This window comes from Vibrio sp. CJQ_6, assembly GCF_043106745.1.
GTDB lineage: Bacteria > Pseudomonadota > Gammaproteobacteria > Enterobacterales > Vibrionaceae > Vibrio > Vibrio furnissii.
Genome location: NZ_JBICMV010000008.1, coordinates 550,765 through 573,528, shown reverse-complemented (window position 1 = coordinate 573,528; position 22,764 = coordinate 550,765). Strand labels below are relative to the sequence as shown.

General features: G+C 52.0%; 19 protein-coding genes. 4 read left to right on the top strand and 15 right to left on the bottom strand.

What is annotated here, in order from left to right; all coding sequences use genetic code 11:
- Positions 1-5 precede the first annotated feature (5 nt).
- The 6 genes from ACF8PK_RS04835 to ACF8PK_RS04810 form a co-directional block, all read right to left on the bottom strand.
- Entirely contained in the window at positions 6-974 is a 969-nt protein-coding gene (locus ACF8PK_RS04835; RefSeq protein WP_014204866.1) for an ABC transporter permease, read from the bottom strand.
- 91 nt (positions 975-1,065) lie between these two features.
- Positions 1,066-2,409: a CmpA/NrtA family ABC transporter substrate-binding protein gene (locus tag ACF8PK_RS04830; RefSeq protein WP_392440611.1), complete on the bottom strand. Its 1,344-nt coding sequence runs from the start codon at positions 2,407-2,409 to the stop codon at positions 1,066-1,068.
- Between the two features lie 366 nt (positions 2,410-2,775).
- Positions 2,776-3,360, bottom strand: coding sequence for an ANTAR domain-containing response regulator (locus ACF8PK_RS04825; protein ID WP_222791364.1), 585 nt, complete (start codon positions 3,358-3,360; stop codon positions 2,776-2,778).
- 309 nt (positions 3,361-3,669) lie between these two features.
- Positions 3,670-4,623 (bottom strand): glycosyl transferase family protein, encoded by a 954-nt coding sequence (locus ACF8PK_RS04820; protein ID WP_158140629.1) that lies wholly within the window; start codon positions 4,621-4,623, stop codon positions 3,670-3,672.
- 9 nt (positions 4,624-4,632) lie between these two features.
- Positions 4,633-5,538 carry a uroporphyrinogen-III C-methyltransferase gene (cobA, locus tag ACF8PK_RS04815; protein ID WP_392440316.1) on the bottom strand — a complete coding sequence of 302 codons (906 nt, stop codon included), beginning with the start codon at positions 5,536-5,538 and terminating at the stop codon, positions 4,633-4,635.
- Between the two features lie 16 nt (positions 5,539-5,554).
- On the bottom strand, positions 5,555-8,170 hold the full coding sequence (locus ACF8PK_RS04810; protein WP_392440314.1) for a molybdopterin-dependent oxidoreductase: 2,616 nt from the start codon (positions 8,168-8,170) through the stop codon (positions 5,555-5,557).
- 345 nt (positions 8,171-8,515) lie between these two features.
- Between ACF8PK_RS04810 and ACF8PK_RS04805 the strand changes: the two genes are divergently transcribed.
- Positions 8,516-9,883 (top strand): Na+/H+ antiporter NhaC family protein, encoded by a 1,368-nt coding sequence (locus tag ACF8PK_RS04805; RefSeq protein WP_392440312.1) that lies wholly within the window; start codon positions 8,516-8,518, stop codon positions 9,881-9,883.
- Positions 9,884-10,091: 208 nt separating this feature from the next.
- On the opposite strand, the gene serS is transcribed toward ACF8PK_RS04805, so the two are convergent.
- The 4 genes from serS to ACF8PK_RS04785 form a co-directional block, all read right to left on the bottom strand.
- Entirely contained in the window at positions 10,092-11,399 is a 1,308-nt protein-coding gene (gene serS, locus ACF8PK_RS04800) for a serine--tRNA ligase (protein WP_014204859.1), read from the bottom strand.
- A 103-nt stretch (positions 11,400-11,502) separates the two neighbouring features.
- Entirely contained in the window at positions 11,503-12,852 is a 1,350-nt protein-coding gene (locus ACF8PK_RS04795; RefSeq protein ID WP_014204858.1) for a replication-associated recombination protein A, read from the bottom strand.
- Between the two features lie 32 nt (positions 12,853-12,884).
- Complete coding sequence (gene lolA, locus ACF8PK_RS04790) at positions 12,885-13,481, bottom strand: outer membrane lipoprotein chaperone LolA (protein WP_392440309.1); 597 nt, start codon at positions 13,479-13,481, stop codon at positions 12,885-12,887.
- 103 nt (positions 13,482-13,584) lie between these two features.
- Entirely contained in the window at positions 13,585-14,205 is a 621-nt protein-coding gene (locus ACF8PK_RS04785) for a YecA family protein (RefSeq protein WP_154180164.1), read from the bottom strand.
- A 163-nt stretch (positions 14,206-14,368) separates the two neighbouring features.
- Between ACF8PK_RS04785 and ACF8PK_RS04780 the strand changes: the two genes are divergently transcribed.
- Both ACF8PK_RS04780 and dusC read left to right on the top strand, forming a co-directional pair.
- The gene (locus ACF8PK_RS04780; protein WP_208549980.1) at positions 14,369-14,920 is read left to right on the top strand and encodes a type II secretion system protein; all 552 of its coding nucleotides are present in this window, start codon (positions 14,369-14,371) and stop codon (positions 14,918-14,920) included.
- Positions 14,921-14,993: 73 nt separating this feature from the next.
- Positions 14,994-15,941: a tRNA dihydrouridine(16) synthase DusC gene (dusC, locus tag ACF8PK_RS04775; RefSeq protein WP_041942524.1), complete on the top strand. Its 948-nt coding sequence runs from the start codon at positions 14,994-14,996 to the stop codon at positions 15,939-15,941.
- Positions 15,942-15,956: 15 nt separating this feature from the next.
- Here dusC and ACF8PK_RS04770 read toward each other — a convergent pair whose 3' ends face one another.
- From ACF8PK_RS04770 to yfbV, 5 genes are all read right to left on the bottom strand, one after another.
- The gene (locus tag ACF8PK_RS04770) at positions 15,957-17,417 is read right to left on the bottom strand and encodes a diguanylate cyclase (RefSeq protein WP_143678848.1); all 1,461 of its coding nucleotides are present in this window, start codon (positions 17,415-17,417) and stop codon (positions 15,957-15,959) included.
- Positions 17,418-17,671: 254 nt separating this feature from the next.
- The gene (locus ACF8PK_RS04765; RefSeq protein ID WP_014204854.1) at positions 17,672-18,466 is read right to left on the bottom strand and encodes an ABC transporter ATP-binding protein; all 795 of its coding nucleotides are present in this window, start codon (positions 18,464-18,466) and stop codon (positions 17,672-17,674) included.
- Positions 18,463-19,434 carry an ABC transporter permease gene (locus tag ACF8PK_RS04760; protein ID WP_392440306.1) on the bottom strand — a complete coding sequence of 324 codons (972 nt, stop codon included), beginning with the start codon at positions 19,432-19,434 and terminating at the stop codon, positions 18,463-18,465. Before ACF8PK_RS04760 ends, ACF8PK_RS04765 begins: the two co-directional genes overlap by 4 nt.
- Before the next feature lie 62 nt (positions 19,435-19,496).
- On the bottom strand, positions 19,497-20,462 hold the full coding sequence (locus ACF8PK_RS04755) for an ABC transporter substrate-binding protein (protein ID WP_004725299.1): 966 nt from the start codon (positions 20,460-20,462) through the stop codon (positions 19,497-19,499).
- 254 nt (positions 20,463-20,716) lie between these two features.
- Positions 20,717-21,169 carry a terminus macrodomain insulation protein YfbV gene (yfbV, locus tag ACF8PK_RS04750; protein ID WP_038150998.1) on the bottom strand — a complete coding sequence of 151 codons (453 nt, stop codon included), beginning with the start codon at positions 21,167-21,169 and terminating at the stop codon, positions 20,717-20,719.
- A gap of 349 nt (positions 21,170-21,518) precedes the next feature.
- On the opposite strand from yfbV, the gene ACF8PK_RS04745 reads away from it, so the two are divergent.
- Positions 21,519-22,715 carry an acetate kinase gene (locus tag ACF8PK_RS04745; protein ID WP_014204852.1) on the top strand — a complete coding sequence of 399 codons (1,197 nt, stop codon included), beginning with the start codon at positions 21,519-21,521 and terminating at the stop codon, positions 22,713-22,715.
- The last annotated feature ends 49 nt before the right edge of the window (positions 22,716-22,764 follow it).

Sequence of the window (22,764 nt, the reverse complement as noted above, 5' to 3'; positions counted from 1 at the left end):
TCTCCTTAACGCAGCGCTTGCTGTTTGTTCCAAGACAGATGTTTTTGCAGTTGCAGCATGCCGCGATCCAACAGCAACCCGATAAAGCCAATCGCAATCACCGCCACCATAATTCGCCCCAGCGACGCTGAGCTGCCATTCTGGAATTCATCCCACACGAACTTGCCAAGGCCCGGATTCTGCGCCAGCATCTCTGCGGCAATCAGCACCATCCAGGCAATCCCGAGCGACAACCGCAGCCCGGTGAAGATCATCGGAATCGCTGAGGGCAACACGATGGTGCGGATATGTTGCCACCACGACAGGCGCAGTACCTTGCTCACGTTAATCAGGTCTTTATCCACACTGGTGACGCCAACCGCGGTATTGATCAGCGTCGGCCACACGCTACACAGCGCCACAGTCAACAGCGAGTTGACGAACGATTTGGCAAACATCGGATCATCGCTGACGTAAGTCGCACTCACCACCATGGTGACAATCGGTAGCCAAGCCAGTGGCGATACCGGTTTCAGCAGTTGAATGATGGGGTTGACGGCCTGATACAGTCCGTGGTTGAGCCCCAGAACAATACCGAGCGGGATTGCAATCAACGACGCCAGCGCAAACCCCGCCGCCACCGTGACCAAGCTGGTCCCGATCTGATCAAAGAAGGTCGGTTTACCGGTGTACGGACGAATGCGAACTTCCGCATTGGGGTCTTTGGCCAGTTTGGCAGCGTTACGCTTCTCTTGGCGTTCCATAAAAGCGTGCGCTTTTTCGCGCTCTTTAACATGTTCATTCACCAAGTTGCTAAACTGGGTGAACGTCTGTACCGGTCCTGGCAGCGTACCGAGTGACGTTTCGACTTGTCTGGCGGCGAGGTGCCAGAACATCAGAAAAATCAGGATTCCAATCAGTGGCATCAGCATCACTTTGCTGCGGCTGACCACCTTTTCGCGACTGGGGATCAGTGAAATGACATTGCTCGACATAGCAAACTCCTTGCGCTATTGCGTCTCGTCCCTGTGAAAGCAGGTCTGGCGTAGCCGTGTGGCATTGACCCAAAGCACCAGACCGCGTGTTTTATACTTTGTCTTTACCCTTCAGACCGATAGCGAACTTGTTGAGGTAAGCGTTCGGTTGATGGCCGTCGTAGACGATGTCATCGATGAAGTGTTTCTGTGGCGCACGGAAACCGTCTTCATGGTTGAAATCCGGAAAGTCTTTTGCGCTCATCACACCCTCTTCAATCAGAGATGCCGCCGCCTGCTGATAGATATCCGGACGGTAGACCTCTTTAGCGATATTCATGTACCAGTCGTCCGATTTGGCATCCGCAATCTGGCCCCAACGGCGCATCTGAGTCAGATACCAAATCGCATCGCTGTAGTACGGATAGGTTGCGTTATGACGGAAGAACACGTTGAAATCCGGCACCTCGCGTTTGTCACCTTTTTCGTACTCAAAGGTGCCAGTCATGGAGTTGGCAATCACCTCTTGATCGGCACCGACATACTGACTTTTCGACAGCATCGCCACGGCTTCGCTGCGGTTGGCGTTGTTGTTTTCATCCAGCCAGTGCGCGGCACGAATCAAGGCTTTCACCACGCGAATGTGCGTATTCGGATATTTCTCCGCCCACGCTTTTGACACGCCAAACACTTTTTCCGGGTTGTTCTTCCAGATCTCGTAATCCGTGACCACCGGAACACCAATGCCTTTGAACACCGCCTGCTGGTTCCACGGTTCACCCACGCAGTAGCCTTTGATGGTGCCCGCTTCCATAGTCGCTGGCATTTGGGGTGGCGGAGTGACGCTGAGCAGGACGTCAGCTTTCAACTGGCCGCTGTTGTCACCCGATTGCGGTGCGTAGTAGCCCGGATTGATGCCACCTGCCGCCAGCCAGTAACGCAGCTCGTAGTTATGCGTCGAGACCGGAAACACCATGCCCATGTTGAAAGGCTTGCCCTGATCGCGATATTGCTGCACCACAGGTTTCAGCGCATCCGCTTTAATGGGGTGAACGATTTTGCCATCGCTCTCTTTGCTCAAAAACGGCTTCATCTGCGCCCAGGTATCATTGGAAACGGTGATGGCGTTGCCGTTCAGATCCATACTGAACGCCGTGATGACTTCTGCTTTGGTGCCGATACCAATCGTCGCACCCAGCGGCTGACCCGCCAGCATATGTGCACCATCCAGCTCGCCATCAATCACGCGATCAAGCAGCACTTTCCAGTTCGCCTGCGCTTCGAGCGTGACGTACAGTCCCTCGTCTTCAAAAAAGCCTTTTTCATAAGCGACGGCAAGTGGCGCCATATCCGTCAGTTTGATAAAGCCGAACTTCAAATCTTCCAACTCTGGCTCACCCACCTGAGCATCCGCTCCGGCGCTCAGCAGTGAAGCGCTCAACAGTAAGCTGCGCATCCATGGTGTTTTCGATTGCATCGCAATACTCCCTTTCCTTGATTACAAATCCTGTTTGATTCCAAAACGTGGTTGATTCAAAAAGCCACAAAAAAGGCGCTACTGCTTCTCAGAGCAGTAGCGCCTATGCTATTTCCGTCATCACCGCCGTTGATGATGTGGGTCAGCAGCCTTGCGGCTTATTCCAAATTGTCGGATGTACTTCATTTCCGTGACTGAAGATGACAATCCAAGTTACATGCCAGTTTTTATAGTTATTATTTATCAATAAGTTAAGTTGAAGTTCTGAGATATTTACTGTTTTCGTGCTTTGTTTATGTGCAAAGTGCACCAGTGGCAAGAATTCCGCCTAACCCCAAAGTATTATCAGACGCCCAGACCTTCCATCGTGTGGATCACGTTCTTCGCCACCTGTGCCAGTGACAGGCTCGATTGCATCGCGCTACTGCGCAGTGCGCGATACGCTTTATCTTCATCCAAACCATGCAGACGCATCAGTATCCCTTTGGCCTTTTCAACCCATTTACGCTCTTCCAGTTTTTGCGTCAACGACTCGATTTCCTGCGCCATCGCCATACTGGTTTCACGTACCTGCTTGGCATAATCAATCCAGGGCTTGAGCTCAAACGCCGAGTCAAAAGGCAACAAAACGAAATCGTGATGTTGAGGTAAGCGATTGATATCGTTCACCTGAAGCTGTTTAAGAATCACCAAAAGCGGCACCTGACGCTGGGAACAAAACTCGACAATGAGCCGCAGCTCTGCACTCGGTTGGCGCCACGACACCACCACAGTGGGTGAGGATTCTTTGTCGATCATGCGCTCCAACTGAGCCAGTTGGCAGAGCAGGATCTGGTCGTAGTGCAACGCAAGTTTGGCACTGATCCCGGCCTGATCGCTGACGCTGTCACAGCACACCACAATGGATTGAGAAGAGTGAGAGAAAGACATAGCCATTCCTTGTTGTGTTCAAACGCTATGGAATGAAACTGCAAAGAGTGCGCCATGTTGAAGAGATGAAATTTAACTCAATAAAAACAATAAGATAAAATTAATATTTGTGAATTTATAACTCTTTAGGGCTAGATTGGTCGGTGCACCCAAAAGCGCTCACTACCTTCCCGGCGCCCTCTTGTTGCAGAGGCGCGCTCAGGAACGGTGACGCATGTGGACTTCACGAGGTGAGAGTTGAATGACTTGGTCGCTTGGTTGCGTCAATCCGCCGTTTGATGTGGCAAAGGAGAAACACGCGGGGGTGAATCAGTGCATGTCGACATAGGCTTGCCAATAGCGAAAGGCCGTCGCCATCGCGGTATCGCGATCGAGCGTTTTCGCAAACAGGACAGCGGTCATGGTCGCAACGACACTGTTCGCCATCTGGACCCACTCTTCTTGCGGCGTCCCCAGTGGGCAAGCGTGAGGCAGCGCGATGTCTGAGACAAACTGCTCAGGCCAGTAGTAAGAGTGCACGCCATCGGTCTGGCTGAGCCACACTGTCTGGCTCACCTTCGGGTTGTACTCCGACTCGCCGGACTGGCCTTTAAATGAAATCACCGCATGGGCGGTTTTGCCAATTACGTGCTCAACTTCGGCGTGCAGTTGTTGAAAACCCGGATGGAAACTGCCTCGCAGACCAATTTCACCGCCGCCAGGATTCAGCGCCCGCACGACCGTGTTGATCGGTGTGCGCAGCCCGTAGCGGTTTTTCCAGCCAATCATCACCTCGGCTTGCGGCGCAAAATGACGCAGCGGCAGATATGCAATGTTGCCTTGTTGCAGCAGCGCTTTGGCCTGCGCTGCATCCTTGGCAAGCGGCACCTCACACGCGGCCAAATAAGCTTCTGCATGCTCACGTGACGCGGGTTTGTCGTTGTAGCCGTGCATCAGTATTTTGTGTCCGTTATCAGCCATGATTTTGGCGGCCAGCAGATGCCAGGGCTGACCCGCCGCGGCACGTTTTCCGGCGTAACACGGCCAGTCAATCTCCGCGCCAATACTTGGCACACGGGACTGAAACGCTTTCACAAATCCGGCGATTTCAGCATTGGTTTCGTTTTGCACTCGGATCAGCATCAGCAGCATCGCCATCTGATCATCGCCCACGTCTCCGTTCAGGTAGTCATCCATCACCTGAAATGCCTGCTCAAAACTGAGCGGTTTGCGGCCGCGTTCACCGCGGCCGACAGTACGAATACAGTCCAAAATTGTGCTCATTGAGTCCTCTTAATAAGCCGGGGCGCTTGCAGGTTGCGAATGTGACTGGGTCACCGCGTGCGCCGTTTGCATCAGTTGCTCCCGAAGTTTTACCACGTCTCCCATAATGATCAATGCCGGACTGAGACCTTTGAGTGCATTTGCTGTTTGTGTGAGCTGATTGAGCGCAAAGGTCACGACCGTTTGCTGCTCAGAACAGCCTTGGCCGACCACAGCCACCGGCGTTGAACCACTGAGACCCGCGCACATTAAACCCTGTTCAATCGCCTCTGCTTTTTCCAGCCCCATGTAGAACACCAGCGTCTGACCGCTGCTCACCAAGCCCGCCCAGGCAGGCAATGCACCCGTGACGACTTGGCCGGTGATGAACGTCACGCTGCGCGAGACCTCTCGATGCGTCAGCGGAATCAACGCGCTTGACGCACAACCGATAGCGGCAGTAATGCCCGGCACCACTTGATAGGCAATGTTATGTTTGACCAGCGCCAGCGCCTCTTCACCACCGCGGCCAAAGATGAACGGATCGCCGCCTTTCAGACGCACTACCTGTTTACCTTGCTGAGCAAAATCGACCAGCAGCGCGCTGATGGCTTCCTGTTTCATACTCGGCTGTCCGCAACGCTTACCCACATACACCATCTGCGCATCGGGATTGGCGAGTTCGAGAATATCGCGGCCGACCAGGCGGTCATAGACCACCACATCAGCGTGTTGCAGAACTTTCACGGCTTTGACGGTGAGTAAATCCGGATCGCTCGGCCCCGCACCAACCAGAAACACAAAGCCTTTGTGGCTCGCAGGTTGGCTTGTCTTCGGCGCGCTTGGGCTGTGCTGATAGAAGTGGTCATGCACTGTAAAGGCGGTCGCATCAGAGCGGATGCTGCGCGCAAATCGTGGGGTTGAATCGGTTTTCATGGCTCGACTCCTGAGATTAAGGTTTCGCCATCACCAGCACAGAACGGCTGGCCAGCAATTGGTTGACTTCCGGCAGGCAGGAACCGCAGTTCGTACCGCACTTCAATTTGCTCTGTAACTGGTTGAGCGTCACGCAGCCATCGTGCGCCATCGCGTGTTGAATCTGTTTGTCCGTGACGCGAAAGCAGCTGCACACCAACTGGCTGGTCGCAGTTTCCCCGGCAAGCGCGAGCACCGAACCCAGCTGCAGAGGCTTGCCAATCAGCGCCACCATCGCGGTGTAGTCCTGCTCGATGGGTTGGACGGAGACCATCAGGATGCCAGTCACTTCCATCGCGGGCGTATCAGCTTTTGCGCGCCCGATGACCATCATCCAGCCTTGCGGCAGATCCCAACGCAGCACCTGCTCGCCGCTGAGCAATTCAAACTGACCTTTGCCTAGCACCGTCAGTGAGGCAAACCGCGTCACACCTAGGCGTTCTTCCTGCTGATAGCTGACATAATCACATTCTGGTAGCGTGCGGGACGCGCCGACATACAGGCCGTAACTTTGCATGGTGACGGGCGCAAGATGCACGTGAGCCGATTTAAACGCAGGCTGACCGGAGATGGGATCGGCCGCGCGCAGCACGGCACGATTCACCTGAGAGTGCGCGCTGTAACGCCCGGCCCAGTGCATGGACATAAACAGCTGCTTTCCTTTCAGCCCCTCATCAAACGCCACGCGCGCGAACACGCATTGAGTTTGGCTATCACTGCGCAGCGCGGCCATTTCCCCTTCCTTGAGGCCAATCGACTGGCCCGCAAGTTTGTTGACGTAGAGCGTCGGTTCGACTTCTGCCGCTGCCAGTTTGGCAATGTGTCCGGTGCGGGTCATGGTGTGCCATTGATCGCGCTGACGCCCGGTATTGAGCCACCACTCACCGCTTGGCACCTCATGAGGCTCAACGGCGATAAAATTGGCACGTCCGGATGGGGTTGAAAACTGGCCGTCGCGATATGGCGCACTGCGTGTCAGCGGCCATTGCACCGGCCTCCAGCGCTCATACTCATCGTCACTCATCGTGGCAAACATCGACAGTTCGAGCAGATAGGGCGTACCCCGGTTGATGCCCGTCAGCCCCGCGTATTCGCGAAACACATCCGCTACGCTTTGAAACGCAAACCCGTCAGCGATGTTCAGGCGTGAACATAACGCGCTCCCGACTTGGCTCACCGCCCACCAATCCGGTTTGGCTTCTCCGGGCGCGGTAAGAAAGGCGCGCTGACGCGACAAACGGCGCTCTGAGTTGGTGACCATTCCCTGTTTTTCACCCCAACCTGCCGCAGGCAGCAACAAATCCGCATACTCGGCGACATCGCTGCTGGCGGTAATATCCGAAACAATCACAAAGTCGCAGTGTTTCAAAGCATTGCGAATACGATCGCTGTCTGGCAACGAGACAACCGGGTTGGTGGCCATGATCCACAGCACCTTAATGTGCCCTGCTTCGACGGCATCAAACAGATCCAGCGCTTTCAAGCCCGGTTTATCCGCGATGGTTGGCGATTGCCAGAACGTCTGCACTTGCTGGCAGGCGGTGTCATCGAAACCGCGGTGCACGGCGAGTTGATTCGCCAGCCCGCCGACTTCGCGTCCGCCCATCGCATTGGGCTGACCCGTGAGTGAGAATGGCCCGCAGCCTTCGCGACCGATTTTGCCGCTCGCCAGATGTGCGTTGATGATGGCGTTGCCCTTATCCACCCCCGATACGGACTGGTTCACGCCCTGGCAAAACAGCGTCAATGCCGTTGGGCTGGAAGCAAACCAGCGGTAAAACGTGCGCAGCGCCTCTTCGTCAACATCCAACGCTCGGCTAACGCGACTGAGCTGGTAACGCTCATCGGAAATTGCCGTGAATAACGCCTCAAAACCCTGCGTGTGCTCGTCGATATACGTCTGGTTGAACGTACCGCTGTCTTTCATAAAACGCAGCAGGCCGTTATACAGCAAGACATCACCATCATTTGCGATCGCCAGATGCAAATCGGCCTGCTCAGCGGTGACGGTGCGCCGTGGGTCAATCACCACCAGCTTGAGTCTGGGGTTGCGTTCACGGGCCTGCTGAATACGACGAAACAGCACCGGATGCGTCCAGGCCGTGTTGGCGCCCACCAGCACCAGCAGATCGGTTTGCTCGATGTCATCGTAATTGACGGGAACCACATCTTCGCCAAAAGCGCGAACATGCGCGGCGACGGCCGACGACATGCACAGACGAGAGTTGGTATCGATATTGGCGCTGCCCACGTAGCCTTTCATCAGCTTGTTGGCGACGTAGTAATCCTCAGTCAAGATCTGGCCGGAGACATACATCGCCACCGAATCGGGTCCGTGCTGCTCAATTGCCTGATGAATGTGAGTGGCAATCTCGTCAATCGCCGCATCCCACTGAATTTCTTGGCCCCTGAGTTTGGGATACAGCAAACGGCTGGGCATAGTGAGGCTTTCGGCCAATGCAGCCCCTTTGACGCACAGCGCGCCGCGGTTCGCCGGGTGGGTTGAATCCCCATCGATCGCCTCGCGGTTGGCTGACACGCCACACCCAACCCCACAATAAGGACACGTGGTCAGAATATTGGCTTGTGTCATCTTCACTTCCTTGTGTTCAAGGCAAATAAAAAAGCGCCTTACTTACGAGAAGTAAGGCGCCTTTGCCTAGGTATTAACGAATGTCTTTAATCACGATGAATACAGCAACGTGCATGCCAACTTTTGATTGCCCATCTTTCAACGCGTTAGCGCTGAACATGCCGTCAAATTGCACCAGAAAAGTGCACATTGCTGTGCAAATGGGCACTATTGCATGAACACAACAACCGCGGAATTCTGGCAACCGGGCAAAAACCAACCAGCCATTTAGACGTCTAGACGTTGACATTCACCAGCGAGAAGATTAGTCTTCACGCCTTGATTGTTATTAGATTTGTCGTTTACATGTCCGGTTCCCAACACACTACGAAAACAGTTGCACCCTCTGCGGTCGCACTGATCCCCCTGATTATTTTTCTTGCGCTGTTCATCGGCGTGGGAACTTACTTGTCCCTTCAAGGCGTTGAGTTTGCTTTTTACCAACTGCCTGCACCGATTGCGATTCTGCCCGCTATCATCATCGCTTTCCTTTTGAGCAAAGAGAAACTCAATCGCTCCATCGAACATTTTATGCGGGGTGTGGGCCATCAAGACATCATCGCGATGTGCATGATCTATTTGCTGGCCGGTGCCTTTGCTGCTGTAGCGAAAGCATCTGGTGGTGTGGATGCGACCGTCAACCTCGGTTTGTCGGCCATTCCAACCAACATGATTCTGCCTGGCTTATTTCTGATCTCCGCGTTTATTGCGACCTCCATGGGCACATCAATGGGAACCATCGCTGCGGTGGCTCCAGTTGCGCTTGGGATTGCACAGTCGGCAGGCATGAGCTTGCCAATGACAGCAGGCGTAGTTCTGAGCGGCGCGATGTTTGGTGACAACCTGTCAATCATCTCGGATACCACGATCGCCGCCACGCGCTCGCAAGGCTGCGAAATGAAAGACAAGTTCAAAGAGAACATTCGCATCGCACTGCCTGCAGCGTTGGTGGCGCTGGTTGTATTTGCTTATCACAGCACCGCAACGCAAGTGCCCGACGCAGGCCCGATTGAATGGTTGAAAGTGCTACCGTACATCACGATTTTGGTGTTGGCGGTTTCCGGAATGAACGTGTTTGTGGTGCTAACCATTGGCATTGTGCTTGCCGGTGGCATTGGCTTGGCGTCCGTTGACGGTTACGCGATGACCAATTTTGCACAAGACATCTACGCTGGGTTTGGCAACATGCAGGAAATTTTCCTGCTGTCGATGCTGATTGGCGGATTGAGTGAGCTGATGCGCCGCCAAGGCGGTCTGGCTTTTCTGACGAACTTAGTAAGTCGCCTGATCAATGCCTTCGGCTCTCGTCACTCTCAACACGCGAATAGCCGCGCGAGTGAATTAGGCATTGCTGGTTTGGTATCGCTGGTGAACGGCTGCACCGCCAACAACACGGTCGCAATTATTGTCTCAGGTAGCGTGGCGCGTCAGCTGGCCGAAGAGAACGATGTCTCACCTCGCCGCTCTGCCAGCTTGCTGGACATCTTCTCATGCGTGGTGCAAGGCATTCTGCCTTATGGCGCGCAAGTGCTGCTGCTGGGCTCTGTGTTTAAGCTGTCACCCTTCGCCATCGTGGCCAACTCGTACTACTGTTTTGCACTGGCGATTGCGGCCATTGTCGCGGTGTTTCTCAAGCACCAACCACGACAAGACACTGCTAAATCAGCGCGCTAAAACGCGCGATTTGAGTGCCCGCCCCGATGAATCTTGAGAGATGATCTTGAGAAATCAATTGAGCAGCGCGGGCTTCAAAGCGCCACGATGTTCACAGCTCAAAGAACAAAGATCAAAGAACAACAAAGCCACGTCATCTGACGTAACGCGCATAAAAAAACGGAGTGTTTGCACACTCCGTTTTTTGTATCTATTCACTCAGATAGGCTTAGCCGATATGAGTCACACCACCCATGTACTTTTGCAGTACCGCTGGTACTTCGATACGACCATCAGCTTGCTGGTAGTTTTCCAGAATCGCGACCATCGTACGACCCACTGCCAAGCCAGAGCCGTTCAGTGTGTGTACCAGTTCAGGTTTCTTCTCACCTTTACGACGGAAGCGAGCTTGCATACGACGGGCTTGGAAATCCCACATGTTTGAACAAGATGAGATTTCACGGTAAGTTTTTTGAGCCGGAACCCACACTTCCAAGTCGTATGTTTTGCATGAACCAAAGCCCATGTCGCCAGTACACAAAATCACTTTGCGGTATGGCAATTCAAGCAGTTGCAGAACTTTCTCCGCGTGACCCGTTAGTTCTTCCAGCGCCGCCATTGAATCTTCAGGCTTGGTGATCTGAACCAATTCCACTTTGTCAAACTGGTGCATACGAATCAAACCACGCGTATCACGACCGTATGAACCCGCTTCTGAACGGAAACATGGGGTATGCGCAGTCATTTTCAGTGGCAGATCCGCTTCTTCCGTGATGGTGTCACGAACCAAGTTCGTCACTGGCACTTCAGCAGTTGGGATCAAAGACAGACGACGCGGCTCTTCATCGCTGGCTTTTTCTGCCAGAGGCTCGGTGTGGAACAGGTCTTTACCAAATTTTGGCAGTTGGCCTGTACCAAACAGCGTGTCTGAGTTCACGAGGTAAGGCACGTACAGTTCAGTGTAACCGTGTTGCTCGGTGTGCAGATCCAACATGAACTGCGCGATAGCACGGTGTAGACGCGCGAACTGACCTTTCATGATCACAAAACGTGCGCCGGTGATTTTGGTGGCACTCGCAAAGTCCAGGCCGTCACCCATTTCACCCAGATCAACGTGATCTTTCACGTCGAAGTCATACGCTTTTGGCGTGCCCCAGCGAGACACTTCCACGTTGTCGTTTTCGTCTTTACCGTCTGGCACAGCGTCGTCAGGCAGGTTCGGCACGCTTTGAGTGATCGCGTCAAGCTGGCTCATCACTGCATCCAGTTCCACTTTCTTCGCGTCCAAATCGTCACCCAGTGTGCCGATTTGTTTCTTCACTTCTTCCGCGCCGTCTTTGTCGCCTTGCGACATCAGTTGGCCAATTTGCTTGGAGATGGAGTTACGCGTGGATTGTAAATTTTCAACTTCTACTTGAATGGACTTGCGTTGTTCTTCAAGTGTACGAATTGTGTCCACGTCGAGTTTAAAACCGCGACGCGCCAGTTTTGCAGCTGTTTCTTCCAGCTCAGTACGAAGTAATTTAGAATCCAGCATTGCTAATCCTATGCTTTATAAGTTGCGAAAAAACGCGTGTGCTTCCTTTTTAATCAAAGCCACGCGTATAGAAATTTAACCCGTCAACGATAACGAAAAGCCACTAATTTTCATAGCGCTTTTGTGGGCTTTTTGCGTCTAAATCCGCCAGATAATCTAACTTTTCGCCAATCTTGGTTTCTAAGCCCCGATTCGTCGGCTGATAATAGCGAGTTCCGGTCATTTCCGGAGGAAGATAGCGTTCACCCGCCGCATATGCACCGGGTTCATCGTGCGCGTAACGATATTCCGCGCCATAGCCGAGATCTTTCATCAAGCTGGTTGGCGCGTTGCGTAAATGCACTGGCACTTCGTACTCGGGCAAATTCTGCGCATCATCGAGCGCTTGCTTCCAAGCGGTGTATACCGCATTACTCTTTGGCGCACAGGCAAGATAGACGATTGCTTGCGCGATGGCGCGATTGCCCTCTCCGGGCCCCACGCGGGTAAAACAATCCCACGCCGACATCGCCACTTGCATCGCACGCGGATCGGCATTGCCGACATCTTCCGAGGCAATCGCCAGTAAGCGACGTGCAATGTAGAGCGGATCGCAGCCTGCAGAAATCATACGCGCCGCCCAGTAGAGCGCACCATCCGGGTTCGAACCTCGAATCGATTTGTGCACCGCCGAGATCAAGTCGTACCAAATGTCGCCTTTGTTATCAAAACGCGCGACTTTTTCGCCTGCCACTTCGGCCAGCAGGCTGAGCGTGATTTGCTTTTCGCCCTGCTCGTTCTCTTCTGCCATGTCATACAGCAGTTCCAAGTAGTTGAGCGACATGCGCGCATCGCCATTGACCAGCTCAGACAAACGATCCAAAACGTTATCGTGAAAATGTGCCGCGTGTTTTCCAAGCCCGCGCTCTTGGTCAGCAATGGCTTGATCCAACGCCTGACGGATTTCCGTCTGGCTGAGTGACGTCAACTTGTACACGCGTGCTCGAGACAGCAATGCGTTGTTGAGCTCAAAGGATGGGTTTTCGGTGGTCGCGCCGATGAAGGTCACCGTGCCATCTTCAATGTGCGGCAGAAACGCATCCTGCTGCGACTTGTTGAAGCGATGGACCTCGTCGACAAACAGTATCGTGCGACGGCCCGCAAGTTTATTCTCACGCGCTTTCTCAATCGCAGCACGAATCTCTTTCACGCCAGAGGTGACCGCCGACACGCGTTCCACTTCTGCATTGGCGTAATTTGCCGCCACTTCGGCCAGTGTAGTTTTGCCGGTGCCCGGTGGCCCCCACAAAATCATTGAATGAATATGGCCCGCTTCCAGTGCTCGGCGCAGCGGTTTTCCCGGGCCAAGCACATGTTGCTGACCAATGTATTGTTCAACGGTTTGTGGGCGCATTCGCGCAGCGAGGGGACGAAAATCTTCATCCCCGGCAAAATCAAAACTGTAGTTGCTCACGGGACTCACTTACCGGGTGTGTTGAACCCGATTTAATTACGTTGATCGTCGACTTCCACACCGTCAGGAACGTCGAACTTAAAGCGGCTTGCTTGCGGCTTTTGCTGTTTCACATCCGCAAATGTGAACTGGCTGCGTTGGCCGTCCTGCTCAATTACGTTGAAGCCTTTCACCACACCGTGTGTGTCGATGGTGATTTGGAATTGGCCTTGGTTCGAATCAACCGCAGTGGGCGTGAGCGTAAACACATCGCCTTTTTCTTCGACTTGATACGCATCCCAGTCGCTGGCGCGGTTACGAGTCAGGAGGACAAACGGCGTTTGCTCTGTCGCTTGCTCTGGGTTGTAAATCGTGACTTGTTCGATAAATGGGCTGTAATACCACAGGGATTGACCATCCGACACCAGCAGGTTTTCATCCGGGGCCAGCGTCTCCCAGCGAAACAGACTCGGGCGAGCAATATCGACCACGCCATTGCCTTCCATGACGACATCGCCATCAGGGCTAATCACTTGCTGCTCAAACTTCGCGCTGAAACCATCGGTCAGCGCCAAACGTTCGCTCAGCGTCTCTTTTGGCGTCGCGAATACGGAAAAACTACAAAAAAACAGTGCGAACCATTTCTTCATTCTGTTACTGCTCCTAGCAATTGGGGTTAAGGAAGTTATAGGCTGTTCACTTCCTAAGTGTGTCAATCCTGTGTGGGAAAAGTTCGATAATTTGGCGCGAAAGTTACTGGCCGCAACACTGTTTGAACTTTTTACCGCTGCCACATGGGCACGCGTCATTGCGGCCAATGTCTTTAAACGGGTTCACGCTTTGCGCTTTATTACCCAGCATTGCTTCATCGGCCGCCAGCGCCACTTCTTGCACCATCAGATCCAGTTGGTCAATCATCGCCGCCAGTGTTGGCAGAGCGTCGTATCCAGCCGCTTTCATTTGGGCATGCGTTTGTTCTTCATCAATCGCCAGCATCAACGTCGTGAGCAACGCTTGGAGCATTCGCATCGAGCCATCAGAAAGTGTCACCGACTGCCACTGCGATTCCACCTGCGGCCATACACTCATGAAACCTTCGGCGAAATCAGCCAGCGCGTCTTCGCGTGACATGGAAGATTCAGCAAGCAGTGCCAGCAGCGCATATTCGCTGCGTTTGAGTTGATGATACTGCGCATGGATTTGAGCCACGATCAACGGCTCAAGCGCCGCTGCATGCTCGCCAAACACCTCTGAAATCCACGCTTCGGGTTCCAAAGGTTGGGTCGCCAAGTTGGCGGCATATACCGCACCTTCGATAAACAACGGGGATTCATTGCACTCAATCTGAGCCAAATTCACTAGCGGGTAACTCATGAAATCTCTTTATCAATACGACAGATTAGCCGGCCATTATACCCCAGCCTGTCGATTTGGCGAGTTTGCTGGCAAAAATCATAACTGTGATAGATTTCGCTTTAAAAAACTTATTCACTGGAGCATTATTTCAGCCAAAATTACATCACTACGAATAATCACTATGAAACGTAACTTTGGCTTTACTTTAATCGAGTTAGTTGTCGTCATCGTTATTCTGGGCATTCTCGCCGTTACGGCCGCACCTCGCTTTTTTAATCTTCAACGCGACGCGCATGAAAAGCGTGCTGCTGCGGCATTTGCGAGTTTTCGCTCAGCGGTGACGCTCTACAACACGCGTTGGCTTGTCGATGGCGAACCCGTGATTTCCCAAGCCGTCGGTTATGGACAAGGAAACATTTATCCCTCGGCGGCAGGTTACCCGATGTCGGTCGATCAAATCCCGTATCAAGACGGCAACGCGATTCGCGGTGAAGACTGCGTGGCGCTATGGCCTGCCCTTCTCACAACGGATCTCACCATTCAATCGCAAATGGATACCGGGTACGTATTGCCTTCCGAGAGTGATATCGTCAGTTGGTACACCAGCAGCAACGAGTGCTATTACTACTACACCACCGGTTACAGCACCACAGACAAGCTGCCCATCCTCTATTACGCGCCCCTCACCGGTGAGACTCGCGTGACCACGGAAAGCCCGACATTCGCGCAATAAGCCCTCGTGACATCGCGCTGACTTCCATCTACAATCTCGCCTCAATTTTATTTGGCGAAGACAAGAACAGAGTATGCGAGTCATTTTAGGCCCGATGGAGGGCGTGCTGGATCACCTGATGCGTGAGATGCTGACACAGATTAACGATTACGATTTCTGTGTGACAGAGTTTGTCCGTGTGATCAACTTGCCCCTTCCGGACCATGTGTTTTACCGTCTTTGCCCGGAGCTGAAACAAGGCTCGCGCACCAAAGCTGGCGTTCCGGTGAAAGTTCAGTTGCTGGGTCAAGAGCCGCACTGGATGGCGGAGAACGCAGTTCGCGCCGCAGAACTGGGCGCATGCGGTGTCGATCTCAACTTTGGTTGCCCGGCGAAAATGGTGAACCAAAGCAAAGGCGGTGCGGCGCTGCTGCAACATCCTGAGCTGATTTATCAGGTGATCAAAGCGTGTCGCGACGCGGTGCCAGCAGACATTCCGGTCAGCGCCAAAATTCGCTTGGGGTGGGAGAATCCCGACGACTGTTTTGAAATTGTCGATGCCGTGCAGCAAGCCGGTGCCGACGAATTAACGGTTCACGCGCGCACCAAAGCGGGCGGCTACAAAGCCAGTGAAATCAAATGGGACTATATTGATCAAATTCGCCAAAAGACTCACATCCCCCTGATTGCCAATGGCGAGATCTGGAATTATGCCGATGGGCAAGCCTGTATCGAAACCACGGGCATTGATTCGTTGATGGTATGTCGTGGCGCATTGAATGTGCCGAACTTGGGCAACATCGTCAAACACAACCACAGCGCCATGCCTTGGCATGAGGTGGTCGACTTGCTGCTGGAATACTCAGCGTATGAAGTGCGCGGTGACAAAGGTAAATACTACCCGAACCGTGTCAAACAGTGGTTTGCGTATTTACGTCAAGCATACCCACAAGCGGCCGACCTATTCCGCGAGATTCGCACCATGACCGAGGTCGACCCGATCGTGAGTCATTTTCAGCGCTACCGCGACTCCCTTGCCTAAAGTGAAGTGCTGGTGTTAAAACACCAGCTTATCTTTCCCAGTTGTTTTCGCGAGATACAGTTTTTCATCCGCCAGTTTGAATTGCTTATCAAAGTCCCATTCCTGATGGCTTTCAATCACTTGAATACCGCCAGAAATCGTAAAGCCATTCGGTACCACACGGGTTGAGTCGCGCGTAATGGCCTCTTTGACCCGTTGCATCACCGCTTCGATCTGGAGCGGATCCGGGCTGGTCAAATACACCACGAACTCTTCCCCACCAAAGCGAGCGACGGCATCGGTTTCACGGATGTTGCATTCGATCTGATCGCCCACATAGCAGATCACATCATCCCCGACATCATGCCCGTAGGTGTCATTAATCGACTTGAAGTTATCAATATCCAACACCGCCACCGACAAATAGCGGCTGTGTTGCTTCACTTGCAGAAACTCTTCCATCCCTCGGCGATTGAGCAGGCCCGTCATTGGATCTCGAGACGCGAGGTTTTCGTAATAGGATTTTTCAATGCGAGTGTTGAAGTAGAACATGCCGACCACGGAGACCAGATAAGCCAACACCAAGGCATACACACTGGTTTGCTTCTCTTTGACGAAGCGACTGATTTCAGCGGCCCAATTCCATTGGTAATACAAGTAGTGATCCATTTTGGTGTAGCTGATTTCTAGCTTGTGCGGACGGTACACACTGCCATCTTTCGGTAGCTCTTCTGAACGCACCAGACGAATTTTATCGGTCAGGCGTGACGAATCATCAATCAAGCGATCAACACTAATATCCAGCGCTACCACGCCAATGAAATTCGATTCCATATATACTGGCATCGCCAACGTCATGGTGTTCTTTTGATGCAGGACTTCGCTGAATGCGCTTGGGCCAGTCACGGTAATAATGTCTGGGTTGTCTGCGGCTTTTTGCCAAAACTCTCGCAACTTGACCGTCATCAAGCGTTCTTTGGTGACATCTTTGAGCACCGAATCGGGCGCAGAAATGATATAGCCCGCATTGTCGATGTAGTGCACACCGATAATGTAGTTATCTAAATCATTGAGAAACGAGATGATGGGGGCCAACGACACTTTACGGCGCATCAAGTCATACAGTGGATGCGCTTCATCACACAGGGACTCATCGCCCACCATCATGTAGCTGATGCTGATCGGCGGCGAAGAGCTGGCTTTCTTGTTGGTCAGTAACATCGACTCTTTGGGCACAATGCGACATAACCCGTCTGCCACTGACTTTACAAACCCGGTCGACATGATGGATGGTGATTCAAAGTAATTGGTGAAACCGTAATCGAGTGCAACCACAATCTTGCCGGCACGCATCATCATGGTGTTGGCGTTACGGTACTCATCATCGATATCACTGTTCAAGATCCGCATGTAGGAAGAGATCATCGCGATCAGCAGAATGAGGGCAACAAACAAAGGGGCTAGAAAGACCGTTTTGGTGTTGTAATGCTTTTTCATTAATCAGTATCAACGTGAATTAAGGTGACTTTGCGCCTTGTGATATGCAGGCGTATGAGTGTACCAGAAAGATTATGCCAAAAAATCCATAACACAAGCTAATCCTGACTGCGTTATGTACATTAGATTTCGCTAAATCCTAACCAAACCGACGATTTGTTGACATGATATTGATAAAGTCAAAAGCCAAAGACATAAAAAAACCTCCTGTAGGTTGAATTTCAAACAGGAGGTTTTAGAGCGTTTATACAGACTTAACTTAACAAAAGACTGTCGTCGCTTAATTCTTCACCACGCACTTTAGAGAACATTTCCAGCAAGTCGGGCACTTGCATGGTCGCACGCTGCTCACCCGCGACATCGAGAACAATTTGCCCTTGGTGCAACATGACGGTGCGATCGCCGCATGCCAGCGCATCTTTCATCGAGTGGGTCACCATCATGACCGTCAAATTGAACTCGTTGACGATCGTTTTGGTGAGGTCAATGATAAACGCGGCCATGCGTGGATCCAGCGCCGCCGTATGTTCATCGAGCAGCAACAGTTTGCTGTCCGATAAGGTCGCCATCACCAAGCTCACAGCCTGACGTTGACCGCCAGATAGCAATCCGATGTTATCGCCCAAACGGTCTTCTAAACCAAGGCCTAGGATGCTGATTCGCTCTTGAAACAGTTTACGACGGTTGGAAGAGAGTGCATGCGTCCAACTGCGACGTTTGCCGCGCATGTACGCCAGCGCCATATTTTCTTCAATCGTCAATGCACCGCACGTGCCCGCCAGCGGGTCTTGGAATACGCGCGCACACACATTGGCGCGCTGATCGACACTTTGGCGCGTCACGTCGATATCATCGATCAGCACTTGACCGCCCACCATCGGGGTTTCACCGGTCACCGCGCCCAGCAAGGTCGATTTACCCGCGCCATTCGAGCCAATCACCGTTAAGAATTGATGCTCCGGCACTTCCAAACAGACGCTTTTCAGCGCTCGGTTTTCCAGAATCGTGCCAGGGTTAAACGTAACTTGAATATCTTCTAAACGGATCATACGGCTTCTCCTGACGACTGACGCTTTTGCTTATCCTTTTTTTCACTCCCCTGCTGAGATACCACTGTTTTCTGAGCAGGTGCATTACCCTTTTTTAACTTTAGGTTCCTTTTCATTTTCGGCATGATCAACGCCAGTGCCACCAGCACGGCCGTCACGAGGTTGAGATCCGACGCTTGCAGACCAAACATGCCCGTACTGAGCGCAAATGCCACCGCTAAACGGTACAACACTGACCCAACAATCACTGCCGTCACGGCGACCCAAATTTTTCGCCCGGGAATAAGGGTTTGCCCCAAAATCACCGCTGCCAGCCCCACCACGATGGTGCCGACACCGGAGGTGACATCCGCAAAGCTGTTGGTTTGTGCGAACAGTGCGCCCGCAAAGCCAACGAAGCCATTTGACAAGGCGAGACAGAAATAGGTGTAAAACGCGGTGCTTGCACCTTGTGCCGCAACCATGCGCGCATTGACGCCTGTCGCACGCAAGCCCAAACCAAAATCACTGTTCAGCAGACGAATCACAAACCACGCAGAGAGTAGCACCAGAACCGCAACAACCAGCGGACGAACATACATTGAATCGCCCATCGCTTCGAATGGGGTCAGAATGGTGTCTTCGCCAAGTAGCGCCAAGTTAGGGCGCCCCATAATGCGGATATTGATAGAAAACGCCGCAATCATGGTCAAGATCGACGCAAGAAGATGAAGAATACCGCAACGTACCGTCAGAAAGGCCGTCACCCAGCCGGTGGCAGCACCCGCAAGAATGGCCATCCCTGTGGCAACCCACGGATTAATCCCGGCAACAATGGCTGTCGCTGCTACAGCAGCGCCCATGGGGAAACTACCATCAACACTAAGATCAGGGAAATCAAGGACGCGGAATGTCAGGTAAACCCCCAACGCGACCAACCCATAAATGAGACCTACTTCAAGTGCCCCAAAAAACGCAAAAGCAGACATACAAACTCCCTTTCTGCTTAAATACGCCGGCGCGAGATCACACCGGCATAATTAATCCTTTATTATTTTACGCTGGTTGCGCGATCCAAAACGGATTGAGGAATCGTCATACCCAGTTTGTCCGCAGCAGTTTTGTTGATAACCAAATCCGACCCTTTCGCGACTTTCACGTCCAGAGAACCCGGTTTGGCCCCATCAAGAATCGCAGCCACGTAATCTGCGGTTTGCACACCAATTTGGTAGTAGTCAAAGCCCAAGCTCGCCACTGCACCACGTTCAACGTAAGACGTCGCAGCACCAAACACCGGCGTTTTCGCTTGGTTTGCTGCCACAATCATGCCTTCAATCGCACTGGCAACTGTGTTGTCGATCAGTGCGTAGATGATGTCTGATTTCGCGGCAATCGCTTGAGTCGCCGATTGCACATCCGCACTTTTCAGCGCCGTGGCTTCCACCAACTGCAGGCCATTTTTCTTCGCGGAGACTTTCAGCAGTTCCATCAAGCTCACAGCGTTTGCTTCACCTGGGTTGTACACCACACCGATCGATTTGGCGTTTGGCATCAGCTCTTTGATCAGCTCAACATGTTGCTCAACAGGAGACAGGTCGGACAGGCCTGTGACGTTTTTGCCCGGCTGCTCCATCTTCTTCACTAGTTTGGCGCCGACCGGATCAGTCACTGCTGTAAAAACGACGGGAATAGATTTGGTCGCAGCAACTAATGCCTGAGCCGTTGGCGTGGCAATGCCAACCAATACGTCTGGGTTTTCACCGACAAATTGACGTGCAATCTGCACTGCAATCGCTGGGTTCCCTTGCGCGGTTTTGAAATCAAACTCAAGGTTTTTACCTTCTTCATAACCTTTTGCTTTCAAGCCATCCAAAAGTCCCTGACGGGTTGCATCCAACGCAGGGTGTTCAACGATTTGTGACACGGCGACTTTGGCAGTATTTGCCAACACCGTATGGGAAGAGAGTAATGCAGCTCCGGCTAGAACGGCGGTAGCTATAGCTTTGCCTGCTTTCATCTTAACTCCTTGATTTAAAGCATTATTATTTTTGATGTTGTGTGTTGTTTGTTTTTATTGTGCACGGAACGTGCAGCTAACGACATTATTACCAGTAAGTTTGGGGAAAGGGAAGCAAGATTTAACAGGAAAGTAACAAAAAGAGAGATGGGAATATGGTACTTAGCGCAAAATCAAGAGGAGTTCACTATTTACGCTTTTTCACTTGAAGAAAAGGCCGTCTTGAACTACTCAAAACGGCCTTTTTATGCTGTTTAGAACCAGCGCTCCAGCGCGGTTTTGTCGAGTTGACGGAACGCTCGGTTAAGCACCATCGCCAGCTCTTTATAGCGAGGCTTGGATTTGATCGGTTCCAAGGCAAATCCAGTCTCGACAATTTTTTGATACAACTCGCGATACCAACTGGCCAATGCTGGCGGCAGTTGTGTGTTGGCGCGGTTGCCTAACCACCAGATACCTTGCAACGGCAAGCTGATGGCGAATAATGCGATGATAATCGTCTGAGGCATCGCTTGCACATTCTGAAATGTCATTTGGGTCAGCACGCTGATTGCAGCAACGGCTGGCATCACTTTGATCCCAAAGCGCGTCGCTTTAATAATGCGCTGTTCCGGGAAAAGAAGGTTCAATTCTTTGCGCATTGGCCATGTATCCATGTATCTCTGGCCATCTTTTAAGCTAAGAACGATTCCGGCTCTATTACTCATACCATTCCCCTCACTCTCTGGCGAACATTCATCCTAAAAAATAGTTGAATGATTCAACAAATGGCGTAAAAATTTGACAAAAGCTAATATTGTTTCAAATTTTTTTTGTTATATTGGCCCATTATCGCTATCCTTTGCGAACTCTCAATCTCATTGTTGCCGTTATTTACAAATTAGGCAACTCCGAGGCGAATGCTGCACGGAATGCACCGACGATTTCACTAACACTGTCACGTCTTACGATACGGAAATTAAAGTTTTATTGACCAAGATTAGTACGCACTCTTTGGCAGTTCGGCTATTCTTGTGGTTGATTTTTATCCTAACCGACTATTACAGGTAGTTACTCATGTCTAAGCTAGTTTTAGTTTTAAACTGCGGTAGTTCTTCACTCAAGTTCGCTATTGTTGATGCACAAAATGGCGACGAATTTCTTTCAGGTCTTGCTGAATGTCTACACCTTCCAGAAGCACGAATCAAGTGGAAACTTGATGGCAAGCACGAAGCACAACTGGGTGAAGGCGCTGCACACGATGAAGCGTTAACTTTTATCGTTGAAACTATTCTTGCTTCTAAGCCAGAACTGGCAGAGCAACTGAAAGCCATCGGTCACCGTGTTGTACACGGCGGTGAGCAGTTCACTCAATCAGCACTGATCGACGAAACCGTTCTGAAAGGTATCGAAGACGCAGCAAGCTTCGCTCCACTGCACAACCCAGCACACATCGTGGGTATTAAAGCAGCACAAAAAGCATTCCCTGCGCTACAGAACGTTGCGGTATTCGACACTGCTTTCCACCAAACTATGCCAGAAGAAGCGTACCTGTACGCACTGCCATACAAACTGTACAAAGAGCACGGTGTTCGTCGCTACGGCGCACACGGTACGTCTCACCTGTTCATCGCGCGTGAAGCCGCTGAACGCCTGGGCAAACCAGCAAACGAACTGAACATCATCAACTGCCACCTAGGCAACGGTGCATCGGTTTGTGCAATCAAGAACGGCCAATCTGTTGATACATCAATGGGTCTGACGCCGCTTGAAGGTCTGGTGATGGGTACGCGTTGTGGTGACATCGATCCTGCTGTGGTATTCCACCTGCACGATACACTGGGTTACTCAGTGGCAGACATCAACAAGATGCTGACAAAAGAGTCTGGCCTTCTGGGTCTGACTGAAGTGACTTCTGACTGCCGTTTCGTTGAAGACAACTACGGTGCTAAAGAAGAAGCAACTCGCGCCATGGACGTGTTCTGTCACCGTCTAGCAAAATATGTTGCAGGTTACACTGCAAGCATGGACGGCCGTCTGGACGCAATCGTGTTCACGGGCGGTATCGGCGAAAACTCTGCACCAATCCGTGAAATGGTGCTGAACCGTCTGTCTATCTTCGGTATCAAAGTCGATAGCGATGCGAACCTGAAAGCACGCTTCGGCGGCGAAGGTGTGATCACTTCAGCAGACAGCAACATTCCTGCGATGGTCATTTCGACCAACGAAGAATTGGTTATCGCTGAAGACACAGCGCGCCTAACCAACATCTAATCAAATTCATCTGGCTAACTGCAAAGTTAGCCAGTGTTTTATAGGGGCT

What these genes read in the sequence shown, in the direction of transcription:
- ACF8PK_RS04825 (WP_222791364.1), bottom strand. Translation starts at nt 3,360, where the DNA reads ATGTCTTTCTCTCACTCTTCTCAATCCATTGTGGTGTGCTGTGACAGC.
- ACF8PK_RS04810 (WP_392440314.1), bottom strand. Translation starts at nt 8,170, where the DNA reads ATGACACAAGCCAATATTCTGACCACGTGTCCTTATTGTGGGGTTGGG.
- ACF8PK_RS04770 (WP_143678848.1), bottom strand. Translation starts at nt 17,417, where the DNA reads ATGAAAAAGCATTACAACACCAAAACGGTCTTTCTAGCCCCTTTGTTT.
- lolA (WP_392440309.1), bottom strand. Translation starts at nt 13,481, where the DNA reads ATGAAGAAATGGTTCGCACTGTTTTTTTGTAGTTTTTCCGTATTCGCG.
- ACF8PK_RS04820 (WP_158140629.1), bottom strand. Translation starts at nt 4,623, where the DNA reads ATGAGCACAATTTTGGACTGTATTCGTACTGTCGGCCGCGGTGAACGC.
- yfbV (WP_038150998.1), bottom strand. Translation starts at nt 21,169, where the DNA reads ATGAGTAATAGAGCCGGAATCGTTCTTAGCTTAAAAGATGGCCAGAGA.
- ACF8PK_RS04785 (WP_154180164.1), bottom strand. Translation starts at nt 14,205, where the DNA reads ATGAGTTACCCGCTAGTGAATTTGGCTCAGATTGAGTGCAATGAATCC.
- ACF8PK_RS04830 (WP_392440611.1), bottom strand. Translation starts at nt 2,409, where the DNA reads ATGCGCAGCTTACTGTTGAGCGCTTCACTGCTGAGCGCCGGAGCGGAT.
- cobA (WP_392440316.1), bottom strand. Translation starts at nt 5,538, where the DNA reads ATGAAAACCGATTCAACCCCACGATTTGCGCGCAGCATCCGCTCTGAT.
- serS (WP_014204859.1), bottom strand. Translation starts at nt 11,399, where the DNA reads ATGCTGGATTCTAAATTACTTCGTACTGAGCTGGAAGAAACAGCTGCA.
- ACF8PK_RS04835 (WP_014204866.1), bottom strand. Translation starts at nt 974, where the DNA reads ATGTCGAGCAATGTCATTTCACTGATCCCCAGTCGCGAAAAGGTGGTC.
- ACF8PK_RS04780 (WP_208549980.1), top strand. Translation starts at nt 14,369, where the DNA reads ATGAAACGTAACTTTGGCTTTACTTTAATCGAGTTAGTTGTCGTCATC.
- ACF8PK_RS04755 (WP_004725299.1), bottom strand. Translation starts at nt 20,462, where the DNA reads ATGAAAGCAGGCAAAGCTATAGCTACCGCCGTTCTAGCCGGAGCTGCA.
- ACF8PK_RS04760 (WP_392440306.1), bottom strand. Translation starts at nt 19,434, where the DNA reads ATGTCTGCTTTTGCGTTTTTTGGGGCACTTGAAGTAGGTCTCATTTAT.
- dusC (WP_041942524.1), top strand. Translation starts at nt 14,994, where the DNA reads ATGCGAGTCATTTTAGGCCCGATGGAGGGCGTGCTGGATCACCTGATG.
- ACF8PK_RS04745 (WP_014204852.1), top strand. Translation starts at nt 21,519, where the DNA reads ATGTCTAAGCTAGTTTTAGTTTTAAACTGCGGTAGTTCTTCACTCAAG.
- ACF8PK_RS04765 (WP_014204854.1), bottom strand. Translation starts at nt 18,466, where the DNA reads ATGATCCGTTTAGAAGATATTCAAGTTACGTTTAACCCTGGCACGATT.
- ACF8PK_RS04805 (WP_392440312.1), top strand. Translation starts at nt 8,516, where the DNA reads ATGTCCGGTTCCCAACACACTACGAAAACAGTTGCACCCTCTGCGGTC.